15 protein-coding genes are annotated in these 15,969 nt (G+C 67.4%); 4 read left to right on the forward strand and 11 right to left on the reverse strand.

Annotation, left to right across the window (positions count from 1 at the left end):
- The first annotated feature begins 95 nt into the window (after positions 1 to 95).
- The 3 genes from ACPUD7_RS11345 to ACPUD7_RS11355 all read left to right on the forward strand — a co-directional run bounded on the left by ACPUD7_RS11345 (position 96) and on the right by ACPUD7_RS11355 (position 3,770).
- Positions 96 to 1,631: an amidohydrolase family protein gene (locus tag ACPUD7_RS11345; RefSeq protein ID WP_425119956.1), complete on the forward strand. Its 1,536-nt coding sequence runs from the start codon at positions 96 to 98 to the stop codon at positions 1,629 to 1,631.
- Positions 1,631 to 2,341 (forward strand): sulfite exporter TauE/SafE family protein, encoded by a 711-nt coding sequence (locus ACPUD7_RS11350; protein WP_425119957.1) that lies wholly within the window; start codon positions 1,631 to 1,633, stop codon positions 2,339 to 2,341. The genes ACPUD7_RS11345 and ACPUD7_RS11350 overlap by 1 nt, the downstream gene beginning before the upstream one ends.
- A gap of 262 nt (positions 2,342 to 2,603) precedes the next feature.
- The gene (locus ACPUD7_RS11355) at positions 2,604 to 3,770 is read left to right on the forward strand and encodes a LacI family DNA-binding transcriptional regulator (protein ID WP_135540595.1); all 1,167 of its coding nucleotides are present in this window, start codon (positions 2,604 to 2,606) and stop codon (positions 3,768 to 3,770) included.
- 167 nt (positions 3,771 to 3,937) lie between these two features.
- Here ACPUD7_RS11355 and ACPUD7_RS11360 read toward each other — a convergent pair whose 3' ends face one another.
- The 6 genes from ACPUD7_RS11360 to ACPUD7_RS11385 all read right to left on the reverse strand — a co-directional run bounded on the left by ACPUD7_RS11360 (position 3,938) and on the right by ACPUD7_RS11385 (position 8,568).
- Positions 3,938 to 5,350 (reverse strand): uracil-xanthine permease family protein, encoded by a 1,413-nt coding sequence (locus tag ACPUD7_RS11360; protein WP_425119958.1) that lies wholly within the window; start codon positions 5,348 to 5,350, stop codon positions 3,938 to 3,940.
- Positions 5,351 to 5,666: 316 nt separating this feature from the next.
- A complete protein-coding gene (locus ACPUD7_RS11365; protein WP_135540599.1) occupies positions 5,667 to 6,287 on the reverse strand; it encodes a hypothetical protein in 621 nt (206 codons plus the stop codon).
- A gap of 214 nt (positions 6,288 to 6,501) precedes the next feature.
- Positions 6,502 to 6,672: a hypothetical protein gene (locus tag ACPUD7_RS11370; RefSeq protein ID WP_425119959.1), complete on the reverse strand. Its 171-nt coding sequence runs from the start codon at positions 6,670 to 6,672 to the stop codon at positions 6,502 to 6,504.
- A gap of 120 nt (positions 6,673 to 6,792) precedes the next feature.
- A complete protein-coding gene (locus tag ACPUD7_RS11375) occupies positions 6,793 to 7,317 on the reverse strand; it encodes a hypothetical protein (protein WP_425119960.1) in 525 nt (174 codons plus the stop codon).
- Positions 7,318 to 7,505: 188 nt separating this feature from the next.
- A complete protein-coding gene (locus ACPUD7_RS11380; RefSeq protein ID WP_135540602.1) occupies positions 7,506 to 7,865 on the reverse strand; it encodes a DoxX family protein in 360 nt (119 codons plus the stop codon).
- A gap of 37 nt (positions 7,866 to 7,902) precedes the next feature.
- On the reverse strand, positions 7,903 to 8,568 hold the full coding sequence (locus tag ACPUD7_RS11385; protein ID WP_135540604.1) for a TetR/AcrR family transcriptional regulator: 666 nt from the start codon (positions 8,566 to 8,568) through the stop codon (positions 7,903 to 7,905).
- A gap of 187 nt (positions 8,569 to 8,755) precedes the next feature.
- On the opposite strand from ACPUD7_RS11385, the gene ACPUD7_RS11390 reads away from it, so the two are divergent.
- Positions 8,756 to 10,027 carry an Nramp family divalent metal transporter gene (locus tag ACPUD7_RS11390; RefSeq protein WP_240689917.1) on the forward strand — a complete coding sequence of 424 codons (1,272 nt, stop codon included), beginning with the start codon at positions 8,756 to 8,758 and terminating at the stop codon, positions 10,025 to 10,027.
- Positions 10,028 to 10,191: 164 nt separating this feature from the next.
- Here ACPUD7_RS11390 and ACPUD7_RS11395 read toward each other — a convergent pair whose 3' ends face one another.
- The 5 genes from ACPUD7_RS11395 to ACPUD7_RS11415 form a co-directional block, all read right to left on the reverse strand.
- Positions 10,192 to 11,064: a metal ABC transporter permease gene (locus tag ACPUD7_RS11395; protein ID WP_135540608.1), complete on the reverse strand. Its 873-nt coding sequence runs from the start codon at positions 11,062 to 11,064 to the stop codon at positions 10,192 to 10,194.
- Positions 11,061 to 11,879, reverse strand: a complete 819-nt coding sequence (locus tag ACPUD7_RS11400) for a metal ABC transporter ATP-binding protein (RefSeq protein WP_135540610.1) — start codon at positions 11,877 to 11,879, stop codon at positions 11,061 to 11,063. The genes ACPUD7_RS11395 and ACPUD7_RS11400 overlap by 4 nt, the downstream gene beginning before the upstream one ends.
- Positions 11,876 to 12,838: a metal ABC transporter substrate-binding protein gene (locus tag ACPUD7_RS11405; protein WP_135540612.1), complete on the reverse strand. Its 963-nt coding sequence runs from the start codon at positions 12,836 to 12,838 to the stop codon at positions 11,876 to 11,878. Before ACPUD7_RS11405 ends, ACPUD7_RS11400 begins: the two co-directional genes overlap by 4 nt.
- Positions 12,839 to 12,974: 136 nt before the next feature.
- Positions 12,975 to 14,630 (reverse strand): lipase maturation factor family protein, encoded by a 1,656-nt coding sequence (locus tag ACPUD7_RS11410; RefSeq protein ID WP_135540614.1) that lies wholly within the window; start codon positions 14,628 to 14,630, stop codon positions 12,975 to 12,977.
- A 104-nt stretch (positions 14,631 to 14,734) separates the two neighbouring features.
- Positions 14,735 to 15,919, reverse strand: a complete 1,185-nt coding sequence (locus ACPUD7_RS11415; RefSeq protein WP_425119961.1) for a hypothetical protein — start codon at positions 15,917 to 15,919, stop codon at positions 14,735 to 14,737.
- Positions 15,920 to 15,969 lie beyond the last annotated feature (50 nt).

A 15,969-nucleotide genomic window follows, 5' to 3' on the forward strand; every position in this document is an offset into this window, starting at 1 on the left:
ATCGATTTGGTTCACCGGCAGGACCACGCTGCAGGCTATCGCCTGCCACGACGATCTGCAGGGTCGTCGAGGCTCCTGCGGCAATGAAGGATGACATGACTCAGCTGCGCACTCTGCACCAGTCCCCGACCGTGCTCGTCCCCGAGCAGGTGCTCCTTCCCGAAGGCCCGCAGCCAGGGCGCGCGGTGCTCATCTCCGGCGGCCGCATTCTCGCGGCCGGCCCCCTCGCCGAGGTGACCGCCCACGCCGAATCGCTCCTCACCCCCGCCGACGCCGCCGACCCGAATTCCGGTGCCGAACCTGCCTCCGCACCGACTCGCATCGACCTTCCCGGCCGCCTGCTCATGCCCGGTTTCATCGACGCCCATCACCACCTCACCCAGACCTTCGGCAAGTCCCTCGTCTTCGGCGAACCCTCGGAGATCTTCCAACGCGTGTGGGTGCCGATGGAGTCGAACATGGACGCCGAGGCCATCGACGTCGCCACCCGCCTGGCCGCCTGGGAATCCCTGCGCGGCGGTTTCACCACCGTGGCCGACGCCGGTACCCGCTCAAGCGTCGACGTCTCCGCGATCTCCGACGTCACCTCGGACGTCGGCCTGCGCTGCGTGCTCGGCGTGATCTGCAACGATCTCGGCGGGGGAGTGCGCACGGCGGAAGTCGCCGAGGTGGTCGCCGCCGCCGAAATGCACCTGAACAGGTGGGACGCCGAGTCCCTCATCCACCCCTCCCTGGCCGTGTCGATCCCCGAGGTCGCCTCCGACGAGGCGCTCGCGACGATCACGCAGATGGCCCGGGACGCCGGCGTGCCCTTCCAGACCCACCTCAACGAGCACATCGTCGCCGTCGAACGCTCCCTCATCTCCAGCGGTGAACGCCCGCTGGAGCGCCTTGCCCGCCTCGGCGCGCTCGGGCCCGAACTGCTCGCCGCGCATGCCACGCTGCTCACCCCGCGCGAGATCCGCCTCCTCCGCGACTCCGGCGGCGCGATCGCCTACAACCCGGTCGCGAGTTCGTGGAAGGGCAACGCCGTGGCTCCGGCCCTGCTCATGCACGAACTGGGAATGCGCATCGGGCTCGGCACCGACGGCACCCGCTCGGACGCCTTCCGGCTCCTCGACGCCGCCGAGACCGCGCAGCGGCTGACCGGAGGCATGGATGCCGTCGACTCCTCATCCGGCGGCGGCTGGACCTGGCTCGAACAGGGTCTGCGCGGCGGTGCCGACGCCGTGGGGCTGAGCGGCCAGATCGGTGAGATCGCCCCCGGCGCCCGCGCCGACCTCCTCGTCGTCGACATCGACACCCCCGAATTCGTTCCCTCCTGGGACCTGCCCTGGGAGCTTGTGCGCCTGGCCAACCGCGACCAGATCGAATCCGTCATCGTCGACGGCAGACTCCGACTCGACCGCGGCTGGCCCGTCGACTGGGACGGCCGCGCGTTGCTCGACCGTGCCAAGGAGGTCTCCCGCCGCGTCGTCGCGAACTCGCCGATCACCCGCATCGACCCCAACGCAGCCGAACACCGGGCGCGGTGGATGGCCGAGCACGGGGCCGCCTCGGCGAGGGGATCTCACTCGGTGGGCAGGGCCGGCACAGCGGACAGGGCCACCTCGGCGGGCGATCGCAGCTGATGTCGATCCTCGCTTTCACGATCGTCGCTGCGGTCGTTCTCATCTCCGCTTTCGTGCAGGGGTCGACCGGGATGGGGTTCGCGATGATCCTCGCGCCGGTCGTGACGTTCATCGATCCGAGTCTCATCCCGGTGATGCTGCTCGTGCTGATGATTCCGCTCAACCTCTACGTCGCCGCGCGCGAACGAGCGCACATCGATTGGACGGGCGTGAAGTGGATCAGCGTCGGCCGGTTCGCGGGCACATTCGCGGGTCTGTGGATCCTCGTCATCGTCAATCTCCACCAGCTCGCGCTGCTCATCGGCTGGTCGACGCTCATCGCAGCGATCATCGCCCTGATCGCGCCGAAGTTCGCGCCGAATCGGCCGGTGCTCGCGACGGTCGGACTCATCACCGGTGTCACCGAGACCTCGACGGGCATCGGCGGGCCGCCCTACGCGCTGGCCTATCAGCACAGGCCCGGGCCGGAGCTGCGGTCGACGGTGGCCGTGTGCTTCCTCGTCGGTGAGATCATCTCGCTCATCGTGCTCGCCCTCAGCGGGCAGGTGTCGGCGGAGACGATGGTGACGACCGCGTGGATGCTGCCGTTCCTCGTCGTCGGCTCGTTCCTCTCCCGCTATGTCCACCACCGCCTCGACGGGCCGGTGCTGCGCTACATCGTCCTCGGCTTCGCCATCGTCTCCGGAGCCATCGTCATCGTCCAGGCCTGAGGATGCGAGGGCGAGAGCGCCTGGGGACTTCGAGTAGTGGTCGCAATCGGATACTTGGGCCGAAAATATAGGTCGCAAACGGATACTTTCCGGCGCGAAAAATGTCCGATTGCGACCTATGTTTGGGGATTCGAATCTCGCGCAGGCCGGCATCAGGCAAATCTGCGGGCGCTGGATGCCGTCCGAGTCTCCGGTCGCTGGTGAATCTGCGGGCGTCTTCGGCTGTCATCTCTGTCACGGCACAGTGAAGTAGGCTGATTCCATGTCCGACTTCCCGCGCACCCACCGCGTCACGATCGCTGATGTGGCGCGTGAGGCCGGTGTGTCACGGACGACCGTCTCGCATGCACTCAGCGGTCAGGGGAAGGTCAACGCCGCCACCCGGGACAAGGTCAAAGAGGTCGCCGAGCGGCTGAACTATCGGCCCAGCGTCCGTGCGCAGAGCCTGCGGTCGGGCAGATCGCAGACACTGGCTCTGCTCTCCTCCATGCCGGCGGCGGTGTCCGCAGGGCCCTCCCAGCTGGGATTCTTCACCGAACTGGCCATGGGGTGTGCGCGGACGGCGCTGCTCGAGGGCTACGTCTTCGTCCTCGCCCCACCCAACGAGGAGACCAATCCCGTCGACCTCCTCGATATCGACGGGGCGATCCTGCTCGAACCGACCCTCGACGATCCCCTCGCCGAGGCGCTGCGCGAGCGGGGCATCCCCTACGTCACGATCGACGGGCCGGGCTCCGGCGACGCGGAGCAGCGGGCCCGCGGGGCTGAGCAGCGGGCCCGCGCGGCGGAGCAGCAGGTCCGCGACACAGAGCAGCGGGTCGGCGGGGCGAGTCGCGGGGGTGCCGCGGGCAGCAAGTGGAGCATCGATCTCCACCATCAGGTGACGGCGCAGCTGCTGCTCGACCACCTCGTCGACCAGGGCGCCCGGCAGCCGGCGCTTCTCGTCAGCCGCAGTCGCCGCGGGGCACAGACGGCCGCCCGCGAAGTGTATGCCGCGACCGCAGAGGCCCGCGGCTTCGCCCCGCTTATCGCCGAGGCGGACGAGACGTCCGGAGAAGACGGTGCCTACGCGGCCACACAGGAACTGCTGGCCGCACACCCTGACATCGACGCCCTCCTCGCCCCCATCGACACCTTCGCCACCGGCGCGGTGAGAGCTGCCGAGGAAGCCGGACGAACCATCGGCGATGACCTGCTCATCGCCACCCGCTACGACGGTCTGCGCGCTCGCACAAGCAGCCCGCCGCTCACCGCAGTGGACCTCGGCCTCGAGGCGATCTCGAAGGCAGCGGTCGAAATGCTGGTCGCGGTCCTCGACGGTCACAGCACGGCAAATGATGAAATGACTGATTCGGTTCCGACCGCCTCGGCGGGTGCGCCCGGACCCAGGCTCGTCGCCCGGGAATCGACCACCGGTCCCAGCTCTTGACCGGGAACTCGACTACCGGTCCTAGCTCATGACCGGGGACTCGACTACCGGTCCTGGCTCATGACCAGGAACTCGACCACCGGACCACGGCTCATTACAAGTGACCAGAGAACCGGCCACCGGTCCGCGACAGTAAGTCGGACTGGCGTCTCGGTGTCAGGCCTGAGTCAGATCCGATAGTCGGACGGGCGCTGTTCGAGCGTGCTCGGATCGTCGAGCGGTGTCTGAGACTTCGGGTGGCGGTTGCGCTTGCCGGTGTGGTGGAAGAGCAGATTGAGCAGCACGGAGACGAATGCGGCCATTGCCACACCTCTGCCGAGCAGGGACGCCGCGCTCTGCGGCAGCTGCGCGTACATGCCGGGGATGAGCACGGGCATGAGCCCTGCGGCCAGGCCGACCGTGGCGGTGATGAGGTTGCCGGTCTCGTTGAAGTCGATCTTCGCGAGCATCTGAATGCCGAGGACGGCGATGATGGCGAAGACGACCACGGCGGTTCCGCCGACGACCGCCGAGGGGATCCCGTTGAGAATGCGGGCGATGGGGCTGAAGCCGATGAGGATGAGGAGGCAGCCGGCGATGGCGGTCACGTATCTGCTGCGCACGCCCGAAGCGCGGACGATGCCGACGTTCTCGCCGCTGGTGACCATGGCTGGAGTGCCGAAGAGCCCGCCGAGGATGGTGATGATTCCGTCGGACCGGATGAGACGTGGCACCGCACGGCTGGGTTCGACCTCCTTGCCGACGATCTCACCGTTGATGATCGTCTGGCCCGTCGCCTCGGCCATGGAGGCCAGTGCCCACAGCAGCATCGGGATCGCGGCGATGAGGTCGAACTTCGGCGACCCGAACGGGAAGAGCGTCGGGATCGCGAACAGCGGGCCGTCGGTCTGGCCGGAGAAGTCCGTGGCTCCCATGAAGGCGCCGACGATGGTGCCGCCCACGAGGCCGACGGCCACGGAGAGCTTGCCGAGCATTCCGCGCAGGAACCGGAAACACAGGACCGTGATGCCGATGGTGATGAGCCCGAGCAGCAGATTCTGCGGGTCGCCGAAGTCGGGTGCATCCGCTTCGCCGACGATGAGCTTGCCGGTGATCTGGACGAGGTTGATGACGATGACGATGACGATGACCATGATCCCGATGACCAGCGGTGGGAAGAACTTGAGCACCTTGACGAAGAGCGTCACCGCGAGGATGTAGAAGACACCGGTGAGCAGCACTGCTCCGACCGCGGTCTCGACGTCGGTGCCCTGGGCGATCGTGATGAAGAGGATCGTCGCCGCCCCGCCCGGGAGCATGACGAAGGGCAGTCGGACCCCGATCCTCCACACTCCGACCGACTGCAGGATCGACCCGAGGCCCGAGAAGACGAAGACCGCGGACAGCACCGCCGAGGTGGTTCTCGCATCCAGCCCGAGGGCAGTGGCGATGAGGAAGACCGAGGAGATCGGCGTCGCGACCATGACGAGCACGTGTTGGATGGCGAACGGGATGAGGGTGTGGATCGGCCGGAGCCTGTCGACCGGATGGACAGCGCTGTCCGTGCCGTCAGTTTTGTCAGCATCGGGTGTCGCGGTCATGGCACTGCTCCTCGAGGCACATCGTGATCGGCCTGGAACTCAGTGGCCAAATCGATTTGTTTAATCGTGCATCGTGAGGGAAGCGGTGTCAACAGGAGGCCCGGAATTCGGACAGCTGGCGGTGTCCACGCAGGGGCTACGCGCCGAAAAACGGGGTGAGCACCGAGGAACGTGTGCGCGCACGTGTGTCTCGGCGCTCACCCCGTTTTTCGGCGGAGACGGGCCGGCGGGGAGGCGGGCCGGGGTGGGAAATGAGCGGCGGGTGCTGAGGGGCGTGGCGGGGAGATGGGTGGCGGGTGCTCAGGGGGATGCGGCGTCAGGCGATGGCGAAGATGAGGGCGATGAACGTGCCGAAGGAGACGAACGGAGCGACCGCCGCCACAGCGATGGCGACAATGCTGACAGTGCGACCCCGGGCAGTGACCGCCGCGGTGATGCCGAGGATGAGGCCGGTGATCCCCAGGCAGGTGCACAGGACCTGCAGTCCGACGAGCACGGCCGCCAAGGTCTGATACCAGTCCGGTGTATCGGTGAAGTAGTAGCCCGACGCGGCCTCAGCGGGGCCGACGGTGGCACCGAGGATCGCCGAGGCGGCCACGCTGAGAACGAGAGCGACGATCGAAAGCGCCATCGCCGCCTTGCCGAGGGCCGGCGACTTCGCCTCAGCCGCTTGCCTGCCGAGTGCGCCGGCTGTGTCGCCGGCTGAGGGGGTGGCCGTACCACTGGCGGAGGACATGCCGGAACCGCCTGCCGAGAACATGCCTGCGCCACCGGCTGAGGTCGTGGCTGAGGATGGGCGTGGTGCTCCGTCGTGGCTGTCGAAACCGGTGCCGGGGGAGGAGTCGATCAGCGAAGGGTGAGGGCCGAGAACCCGAGGCTGCTGTGCGGCGAGCTCATCATCGGTGGGCTGGGGGAATGAGAAGTCCGTCGAGGTCATAACTCGACGCTATCGAGGCCGGGCCGGTGCGACCCATCCTGCTTTCCCGTGCGCAGGGTCGGGAAAACCTCCCTCCTCTGCGCGCGCATCACGGCAGCAGGAACTCCCGGGCACCACGGGCGAGGCCGCGCAGCCGCGCCGGCACGGGCGAGGCCGCGCAGCCGCGCCGGGTTCGCGCGCAGGCCGTTTGCGGATGCTCAGAGTTTCCGGTTGCTCAGAGTTTGCGGGCGACGATGAGGAAGCGCTTCTGTGTGACCTCGATGGGGTCATTCGACTCGGCGAGGCGTTTGAGCACGCCGAGGTTGGGCATGACGGAGAACCCGGGCACATCCCAGGGAATGTAGGCGAGGTATTCGATGACCGCCTCGACGTCGGTGAAGGACATCGTACCCTGCCACTTCCGTGCGGCTTCGATGGCGAACCCGTGACGTTCGGCTTCGTCGAGGCAGGGCTCGAGCTGCTGGTGGAGATCGCCGACTCCGCCGCCGAAGAAGTCCCGGAACTCCTACGCCTCCGTACCGTCGACCTGCTGGGTGATGAAGAGTCCGCCCGGGGCGAGCACGCGAGCCACCTCGGCGGTGTCATAGCTTTCGTGCCGGTTCATCACGAGGTCGAACTCGCCGTCGTTCCACGGCATCTCCGGGTGGTGATCGCTGTCGTAGCGGGCGACGTCGACCCCGTAGTCCCGCAGCGCCGAGGCGGCCAGGGGCACGTTCGGCTCCCAGCCCTCGGACGCGGTGATCGTCGGCGAGGCTTCGCCGGGCGGGCGGGCCTCGTCGAGGCGGTCGATGAGTTCGATGAGGCGCTCGCCGCCTCCGGTGCCCATGTCGAGGCAGCTGTTCGCCTCGGCCATCGCGTCGAGGCAGATCTGGTCGAAGTCCCAGGGCGGATCGTCGGCGACGAGCCGTCCCGCGAGCGGGGAGAAGTCCCACCCGGTCATCGACGCCGTTTCGTGGATCCATACCCAGCGTTCGTAGCGTTCGTGGGGAGTTTCGTCGCGCGTGCGACTGCTGTCGGCGTATTCAGGCATGTCCACACTCCTCTGCCGGACGGCTGAGCGCCCCTGTCGGCGCCGGTGCCGTATCTCGACTCTAGGTCAGAACAAGTGGGGTGTGCACGGGTACGCGCCTGCAATTTGCGAATCTCGGCGCCGAGGATGAGGGGATGGCGGCGGAATCCGCCCGAATGTGCGGTGCTTGCCGTCCGCCTGCGCGGCACTCATTCGAGGAAGCAGAAGATGAGGACCGCCGCGCAGGCGAGGAGCATGCCCAGGCAGTTGAGCCAGAAGTCCCGCCCGACGTAGCGCGCCCGCCGATGCGCCGCGACAGCGCAGAGGAAATAGGCGACGAGCCCCGCCGCTGCGGCGGCGCCGAGACCGGGAATCCAGATGCCGGCGACCAGCCCCGCGGCGGCGAGGAACTTCACGATCGCGAGCACCCACCACCAATCGCGTGGGAACCCGACGCCGTCGAGGCAGGCGGCGATCGCCTGGGGCGGTCGGAAGGTCAGCAGTCCGTCGCCGAAGACGACGATCGCGAGGACGACGACCGGCCAGGTGGGGTCGGGCAGCAGAATCATGGCAGGGCCTCGGTGGAATCGTTGATGGACGGCCGGTTCACAGCGGGCTCCGGACGCGAGTATGGAAAGCGATGATGGCCAGGAGCGCATCCGTGGCCTCGGCGAGAGTCATCGTCGTCGCGGCCCACCGGAAGAGTATGCCCAGGTAGGAGTCGTAGAGCGCCGAGGCGCTGGCCCGCGCATGGTCCTCGCTGATCCCGATCGAGGCCAAGGCCCCGCTGAGGCGGTCCTGCAAGTCCGCCGCGAGAGCATTGAATACCTCGGGGTCGCCCTTGACCCGGATCATCGCCGCCGCGTAGTCCCGGGACAGGTCCTCGTGTGCGGCGAAGAATTCGAGGAACGGCAGAAAGAGATCAAGCAGGTGACGCTGCACCGCCGAGGTGGTCCTGGCCCCGCTCACCACCGACGTGCCCGCAGCATCGTGCCCTCCCCGCTTCGACAGACTGACCCGCCGAGGCGGAGGTGCCGTGTACGTCCCGTCCTGCAGTTGGCCGATCCACCGATCGAAGCAGCGGACGAGGATGGCGTCCTTGTCGCCCACGGACATCACCCGGCCGACGGACACCTCGGCGGACTTGGCGATGCCGCGCACGGTTGTGGCCTTGAACCCGTGTTCGAGGAAGAGATCGGCGGCGGCGCCGATGATCCGGTCTTCCGTGCGCCGGCGCTTTGCGGAGCGGAATTGAACATGTTCACCTGACATGGTCGAAGCATAAGTCCTTCCGTGTTCACTTTCCAGGCCGGTGCATCGCTCGCCGGCCGAGCGCCGGGTGCCGTGGGGCGGGTGCTTCCGGCCTCGCGCCGGTCGAGCGCAGCCGAGTGCTGCCGGACTCGCGCCATCGTGGACCCTCATGTTGCCCTCGACGGGAAAGTTTATGTACCTTAACTTCATGAACGTCGATTCCTCTGCCGTCGCACGCACGGGCGGGCACGGCCGGAAGAAACGCGACCGGAAGAAGATCTCCACACTCGCGCTCCTCGGCCCGGCCTTCGTCGCCGCCATCGCCTATGTCGATCCGGGCAATGTCGCCGCCAACCTCACCGCCGGTGCCGAATACGGATACCTGCTCGTGTGGGTGCTCGTGGCCGCGAACCTCATCGCCGTTCTCGTCCAATACCTGTCCTCGAAGCTCGGGCTCGTCTCCGGACGGTCGCTGCCGGGCATCCTCGGCGAACGACTGCGCCGACGCTCACGCCTGGCCTACTGGGGTCAGGCCGAGATCGTCGCCATCGCCACCGACCTCGCCGAAGTCATCGGCGGCGCCATCGCCCTGAAGATCCTCTTCGATCTGCCGCTCCTCCTCGGCGGAGTCATCGTCGGAGTGGTGTCTCTGCTCCTGCTCTCGATCCAATCCACCCGCGGTCAGCGCCCCTTCGAGTTCGTCATCATCGCGTTCCTCGCGATCATCGCCATCGGCTTTCTTGCGGGCCTGTTCGTCGGGGACGTGGATTGGGGGCAGGCCGCGGGTGGAATCGTGCCCCGGCTCGAAGGCACGAACTCCGTGGTGCTCGCCGCGAGCATGCTCGGCGCCACGGTCATGCCCCACGCGATCTACCTCCATTCGGCACTCTCGGTCGACCGTCACCGCAGGGACACGACCGCCTCGACCGGGCAGCTGCTGCGCGCGAGCCGCTGGGACGTCGTGGCCTCCCTCGTCGTCGCCGGATCCGTGAACATTGCGATGCTCCTCCTCGCCGCCGCTTCCCTGCGCGGCCAGGCCGGCACCGACACCATCGAGGGTGCGCACGCGGTCGTCACGGCCAACCTCGGCGAGATCGTCGGCCTCTTCTTCGGCATCGGACTGCTTGCTTCGGGATTGGCCTCGAGCGCGGTCGGCTCCTATGCGGGCGCATCGATCATGCAGGGTCTGCTGCGCGTGAACATCCCGATCATGTGGCAGCGGGCGGTGACGATGATTCCCGCACTCATCATCCTGGGGCTCGGAGTCGACCCGACCTGGGCGCTCGTGCTCAGCCAGGTCGTGCTCAGCCTCGGCATTCCCTTCGCGATGATTCCCCTGGTCAGGCTCACGAGCAGTCGGAAGGTCATGGGCGAATTCGCGAATGCCCGGTGGATCACGAGCATCGCCGTGGTCGCCTCGGCCCTCATCATCGTGCTCAACGTCGTCCTCGTCGTCCTCCTTGCGCTGGGAGTCGATTAGCCCCCACCGAGGTGGTCACCCGGCGGGGGTCACCCCACCGAAGTGGTGAACCGGTGGGATTCGCCCCGCCGAGGCGGCCGGCGAGGGAGAATCACCCCGCCGAGGTGGTGACGCGAAGCCCCTGACCGGCGAAGATTCCGCGGTCGCGGGGGCCGCGGCGCGCATCACACTCGTGCCCGCGTGCGCTGCCGTCGCCGGGTCGCCACGCGCCGGCCGATGAGGCCGTGGCGAGGGGCGAAGAGGTAGACGAGCGCGAAGACCGCGCCCTGCGCCAGCACCACCATCCCGCCGGACGCGGCGTCGAAGTAGTAGCTCGAGTACAGGCCGATGATCGCACACGCGATCGAGATCGCCGGGGCGATGAGCAGCATCCGCTGGAACCGATCCGTGAGCAGGTACGCCGTGGCTCCGGGGACGATGAGCATCGCCACGACGAGGACGACACCGACCGCCTGCAGAGCGACCACCGAGGTCAGAGCGAGCAGGCCGAGCAGTGTGGCGCCGAGGAGCCGCGGGTTGATACCCAAGGCATGAGCATGAGTGGGATCGAAGGCGAAGAGGGTGAAATCGCGGTTCTTGGCCACGAGCACGGTCAGGGTCACCGCGCCGAGCACCGCCACCTGCGCCAGATCCGCGGCCGAGACGCCGAGGAGGTTGCCGAAGATGATGTGGTTGAGATCGACATGGGAGGGGACGACCGAGATGAGGACGAGGCCGAGGGCGAACAGGGAGGTGAAGACGATCCCGATCGCGGCATCCTCTTTGACGCGACTGGTGTCGCGCACCGCCCCGATGAGCCCGACGGCGAGGAACCCGAAGGCCACCGCCCCGAGCGCGAACGGAGCATCGACGACATAGGCGAGCACGACTCCCGGCAGCACGGCATGGGAGACCGCATCGCCCATGAGCGACCAGCCGATGAGCACCAGCCAGCAGGAGAGCACGGCGCACACGACCGAGGCGATGAGAGTCGTGGCCAGGGCGCGGAGCATGAAGTCGAAGCCGAAGGGCTCGAACAGGAACTCGAAGACGGTCATCGCGCTTCCTCCTCGGTGAGTGTGACCTCTGCGGGTGTGGCCTCTGTGGGTGTGGCCTCGGTGGGTGTGATGTCGAGGCCGAAGGCGCGGGCGAGGTTTTCGGGGCGGAGCACCTCGGCGGGGGAGGAGTGGAGGAGGACTCGGCGCATGAGCAGGACCGCCTCATCGGCGAGACCGGGCAGCGCATGCAGATCGTGAGTGGACACGAGCACCGTCGCGCCCGCCTCGGCGAGTTCCTTGAGCAGCCGGGTGATCGTGGCCTCGCTGCGTTTGTCGACCCCGGCGAAGGGCTCGTCGAGGAGCAGGATCGTCGCTTCCTGAGCGAGCCCGCGGGCGACGAAGGCCCGCTTCTTCTGTCCTCCCGAGAGCTGCCCGATCTGGCGATCGGCGTACTCGGTGAGCTCGACGCGCTCCAGGGCATGATCGACGGCCTCACGGTCGGCCCTGCGGCTCAGCCGCAGCGGGCCCATACGACCGTAGCGACCCATCATCACGACATCGCGCACGGACAGCGGGAAGTCCCAATCGACGTCCTCGCTCTGCGGAACATAGCCGAGGACACCGGCCCGTCGTGCCTGCCGCGTGGGGCCGCCGTCGATGCGCACTCGACCGGATTCGGGGTCGATCATGCCCATGATCGTCTTGAACAGGGTCGACTTGCCCGAACCGTTCATCCCGATCAGCCCGCAGATGCGTCCGTGCCCCAGCGACAGGGACGCCCGGTCGAGAGCGAGCGTGTCCCCGTAGTGGACGGTCACCCCGTCGACGCTGATCGCGGGGGTCTCGGTGTGCCCCTGACCGATCGCGGCGCTCATCCTCTGCCCCCGGTCAGGGCCTCGGAGATGACCTGCGCATCGTGGCGGATGAGATCGAGATAGGTGGGGACCGGTCCGTCCGATTCGGACAGCGAGTCGACGTAGAGCGTGCCGCCGAATTCCGCATCGGTGGACTCGACGACCCGGTCCATCGGCGCCGAGGAGACCGTGGACTCGCAGAAGACCGCGGGCACGTCGTTGTCCTTGACGAAGTCGATCGCCGAGGTGATCTGCCCCGGGGTCGCCTGCGCTTCGGCATTGACCGGCCAGATGTACTTCTCGCTCAGTCCGGTGTCCCGAGTCAGGTAGGAGAACGCCCCCTCGCAGGTGACCAGAGCCCGCTGGGATTTCGGCAGCGTCGAGAGTTCGTCGACGAGGTCGTCGTGGACCTCCTGCAGCTGTGCTCCGTAGTCCTCGGCATTGGCGGTGTAGTCATCGGCATGGTCCGGGTCGAGGTCGGCGAAGGCGCGAGCCATGTTCTCGGCGTAGATCTGGACATTGAGCGGGCTCATCCAGGCGTGCGGGTTGGGTTTGCCGGCGTCGGCATCCGCGGTGATCGACAGCTCCTCGACGCCCTCGCTGACGACGGCATGAGGGACGTCGATGTCATCGACGAACTGGGAGAACCACTGCTCGAGGTTGAGCCCGTTGTCGAGCACGAGGTCGGCCTTCGACGCCTTGCGGATGTCACCGGGCGTGGGTTCGTAGCCGTGGATCTCCGCGCCGACCTTCGTGATCGACTCGACCTCGAGATGGTTACCGGCGACGTTGTCCGCAATGTCGGCGAGCACCGTGAAGGTCGTGAGGACGACCGGTTTGGCATCGGCATCCTCGGCGGCCGGGGAGCTGCTGCAGGCGGCGAGCAGGAGCCCGAGGGCCGAAGCGGTGATCGCCGCGGCTCCGCGCGCGATCCGGCGGGAGGCAGGGTGGGCGGAGGGCTGTGGTTTGCGGTGGGGCATGGGGCTCCTGCTTCTGCGTTCGGGACCTCGGAACGAAAGTTAATGTACCTTAACTTTAAGATCGAGTGAGCAGGAACGGCAAATCCCGGAGGGCGCGGCAGGATATCTCGACGGGAGCGCGCCGTGACCGAGGTCGTCAGTCGCGACGCAGATCGGTCGGGGGCAGCAGAGTGCGCGGGTTCGAGCGCACCCACCACGGACGCGGCAATCCGGCGGCAGCGGCGTCCCGGCGTTCGGCGCGGGTGGCATAGCGGTAGGTGAAGACGCGGACGCGGACGAGTTCCGGGGCCGCGCCGGCGAAGGGATCGGGGCCCATGAGACGGCGGATCTGTGCGTCGCCGGAACCGATCTTGGCCAGCAGCTCGGTGAACCAGGTCTGGCGATAATCGCCCAGCGCGGCGAACCACATCAGCCAATCGAGACGCAGATGATACGGCGCAACGACGGGCCCGCGCCGGCACACATCGCCGGGTTTGCCCTTGAACTCGTACTCCCGCCAGCCGACATCGGCCGCGACCGTCGACTCCTCGAACGGCTCTGCGCCTCGGAACGGCTCCCCGTCCTCGAGCGGCTCGCGGCTCTCGGGGGCGTTTCCGCCCTCGGAAACGTTCTCGCCTTCGGGGGAGGTCCAGCCTTCGATGACGATCTCGTTGCGGGTCTCGGTCATCGACCCGAAGGCGCCATAGGCATTGCCGAGGCCGAGCCGATTGAAACTCGCATTCATCAGCTGATGTGAGGAGAAGAGGTTCTTCAGCGCCGGGAGGTTGAGCATGCACTGCCAGATCACGAAGGCGGCGATGAGGATCAGCCACCAAGTGGGCACAGCACCGGATGCGGCCCCGGACGCTGCTGCCCCTGAAGCCTCGGCTGCCGTGGACGGACTTGCCGCCTCGGCGCCGAACATGCCGGTCAGGCCCCAACCCGGCCAGGGACCGCCGACGACCCAGGCGAGGAAGGAATCGCTCATGCCGGCGAAGGCGAGGAGGATCGTCGCCCAATTCAGCCAGGCATAGTTGCCGCTGATGACGAGCGCGAGCTGAGTGAGGATGATCGCGACCGCGGCGAAGGAGGCGATGGGCTGAGGCAGGAACAGCAGCCAGGGGGCGAGGAGCTGGACGATGTGACTGCCCAGGGTCTCGCTGCGATGCCACCACCGGGGCATGAGATGCGCACGCCGGCTGACCGGATTCGGCATCGGCTGGGTCTGATGGTGGTAGTCCATGGCGGTGAGATCACGCCAGGAGCTGTCGCCGCGCATCTTGATCATGCCGGCGCCGAACTCGACTCGGACGACGAACCAGCGGAGGAACAGGATCATCAGCAGGGTCGGGGCCACCTCGTGGGAGCCGAGGAATCCGACGAGGAACCCGGCTTCGAGGAGGAGCGACTCCCATCCGAAGCCGTAGAAGCGCTGGCCGATGCTCACGATCGAGAAGTAGAGGCACCACATGGCGAGGAAGGCCGGAATCGTCGTCCACGCGGGTCCGGCCTGGGGAACTCCGAGCACGACGGATGCGGCGAGGACCATCCCGATGCCGCAGGCGATGCGCAGGCGTCGGTCGGTGTATTCGAAGCGCTTCCACCGGAACAGGGTCGGTGCCTGAGCGGCGGTGGTCAGGGCGATGAACCGCGGGGCCGGGGTCAGTCCCCTTTCGCCGAGGAGCGCGGGGAACTGGTTCCACGCGGACAGGAAGGCGATGAAGAAGAGCGCACCGAATCCGCGCTGCAGCACCTCACGCGCGATCGTGTAGTCATCGGCGGTCAGGATCTGCGTCAGTGTCCCGACGTCCACGGCGCACACCTCCCGGTTCGGTTCGCGGTTCTGATCCGACTATGGTCCGCTCGCCGAGGATGTGCAAGAGTTCGCGGGCCCCTGGGGCCGAGCCGTCCGGCGTCTCAGGGTGTGGTTCGCCCGGTTCGGGCCAGGCGTGTGAGAGCCTCGGCGAATCTCTGCGACTGTGCCGGGTCGCCGCCGAGGAGCCTCATCTCGGCACGGCCGCGGAAATGCGCCGTGGTCACGACTCCGCCGGCGTCGAATGTGCAGCTGCCGCCCATCAGCTGCCCGGGCTGCGCCTGATCGAGGACGACGCTGCGTCCTTGGCCGTTGACGGAGGCGCGCACGACGCGACGGTTCGTGGCGATGAGCATCTGCGGTTCGGGGGTGAGATCGCTGCGGAACTGCAGGAGCAGGGCCTCTCCCGGCTGGAGGACCTCTCCCTGCTGGAGCAGGTCAGTCGGCGGTGCCGCAGTCGCGTGGGGAACGGCGCTGCCCTGTTGAACGGCGCCGGCTCGGGGACCGCCGTTGTCCTGGTGCCGGGGATCGAACCTCTCCCTGCGGCGCTGCTGCCTCGGGCTGAGATGAGGATGCGCTGCGTCGCAGCGGGCGACTCTCACCACCGCCCACAGTCGAGTGCCGAACAGGGCGAGCAGGGACAACGGCAGCGTGATCGTGACGAGTGAGAGGCCGGAGCCGGTGCTCATCTCGGGAATGGGGAACATGAAGACGAAGGTGAGGCCGATGCCGAGGAGGAACATCGTCACGAGCATGATGATGAAGACCGCGGGGTGATCGCGGTTGAACGCCTCGGCGACAGCGGACAGTGTGAAGCCCAGATTGACCGCTGACCAGCAGGCGAAGAAGATGACGAGCGCGGGCAGCGGTGATGCGCTGTAGTCGCCCCAGATCGTGCCCGGGGTGCCTGTGCTCTTGGCGAAGGAATGCCAGATGAAGATCGATGCCGCGGAGAAGAAAGCCCAGATAGGACCGACGGAGAACACCTTGTACCAGGCCTGGCGGATGAAGCCGGTGTACGAATCGGGGGCCCTGGGCACATGATGATCGGGTGCCGGTGCGTCTTTGTCAGAGGAGTCGTCCTCGTTGAAGAAGATGATGGCAATCGTATGGTAGAGCCCGTAGAGCCCGATGCCGACGATCCCGGCGCCCGCGGGATCGAAGTCCCCGACGCGGTGGGCCCGCGGATCGATGCCGGCATTCATGAGGAAGAAGACGATCGTGGTGAAACCGGCGAGACCCACCCCGTAGACCACGTTCGTGCTCATCTTGTGCGTTCTGAACTTCATGCTTCGATTCTTACAGCTCTTTCCTCGGCCATGGCCCGGTTCGTGTTCCA

Origin of the sequence: Brevibacterium sp. FAM 24630 (genome assembly GCF_049804075.1) — a bacterium.
Lineage (GTDB): Bacteria > Actinomycetota > Actinomycetes > Actinomycetales > Brevibacteriaceae > Brevibacterium.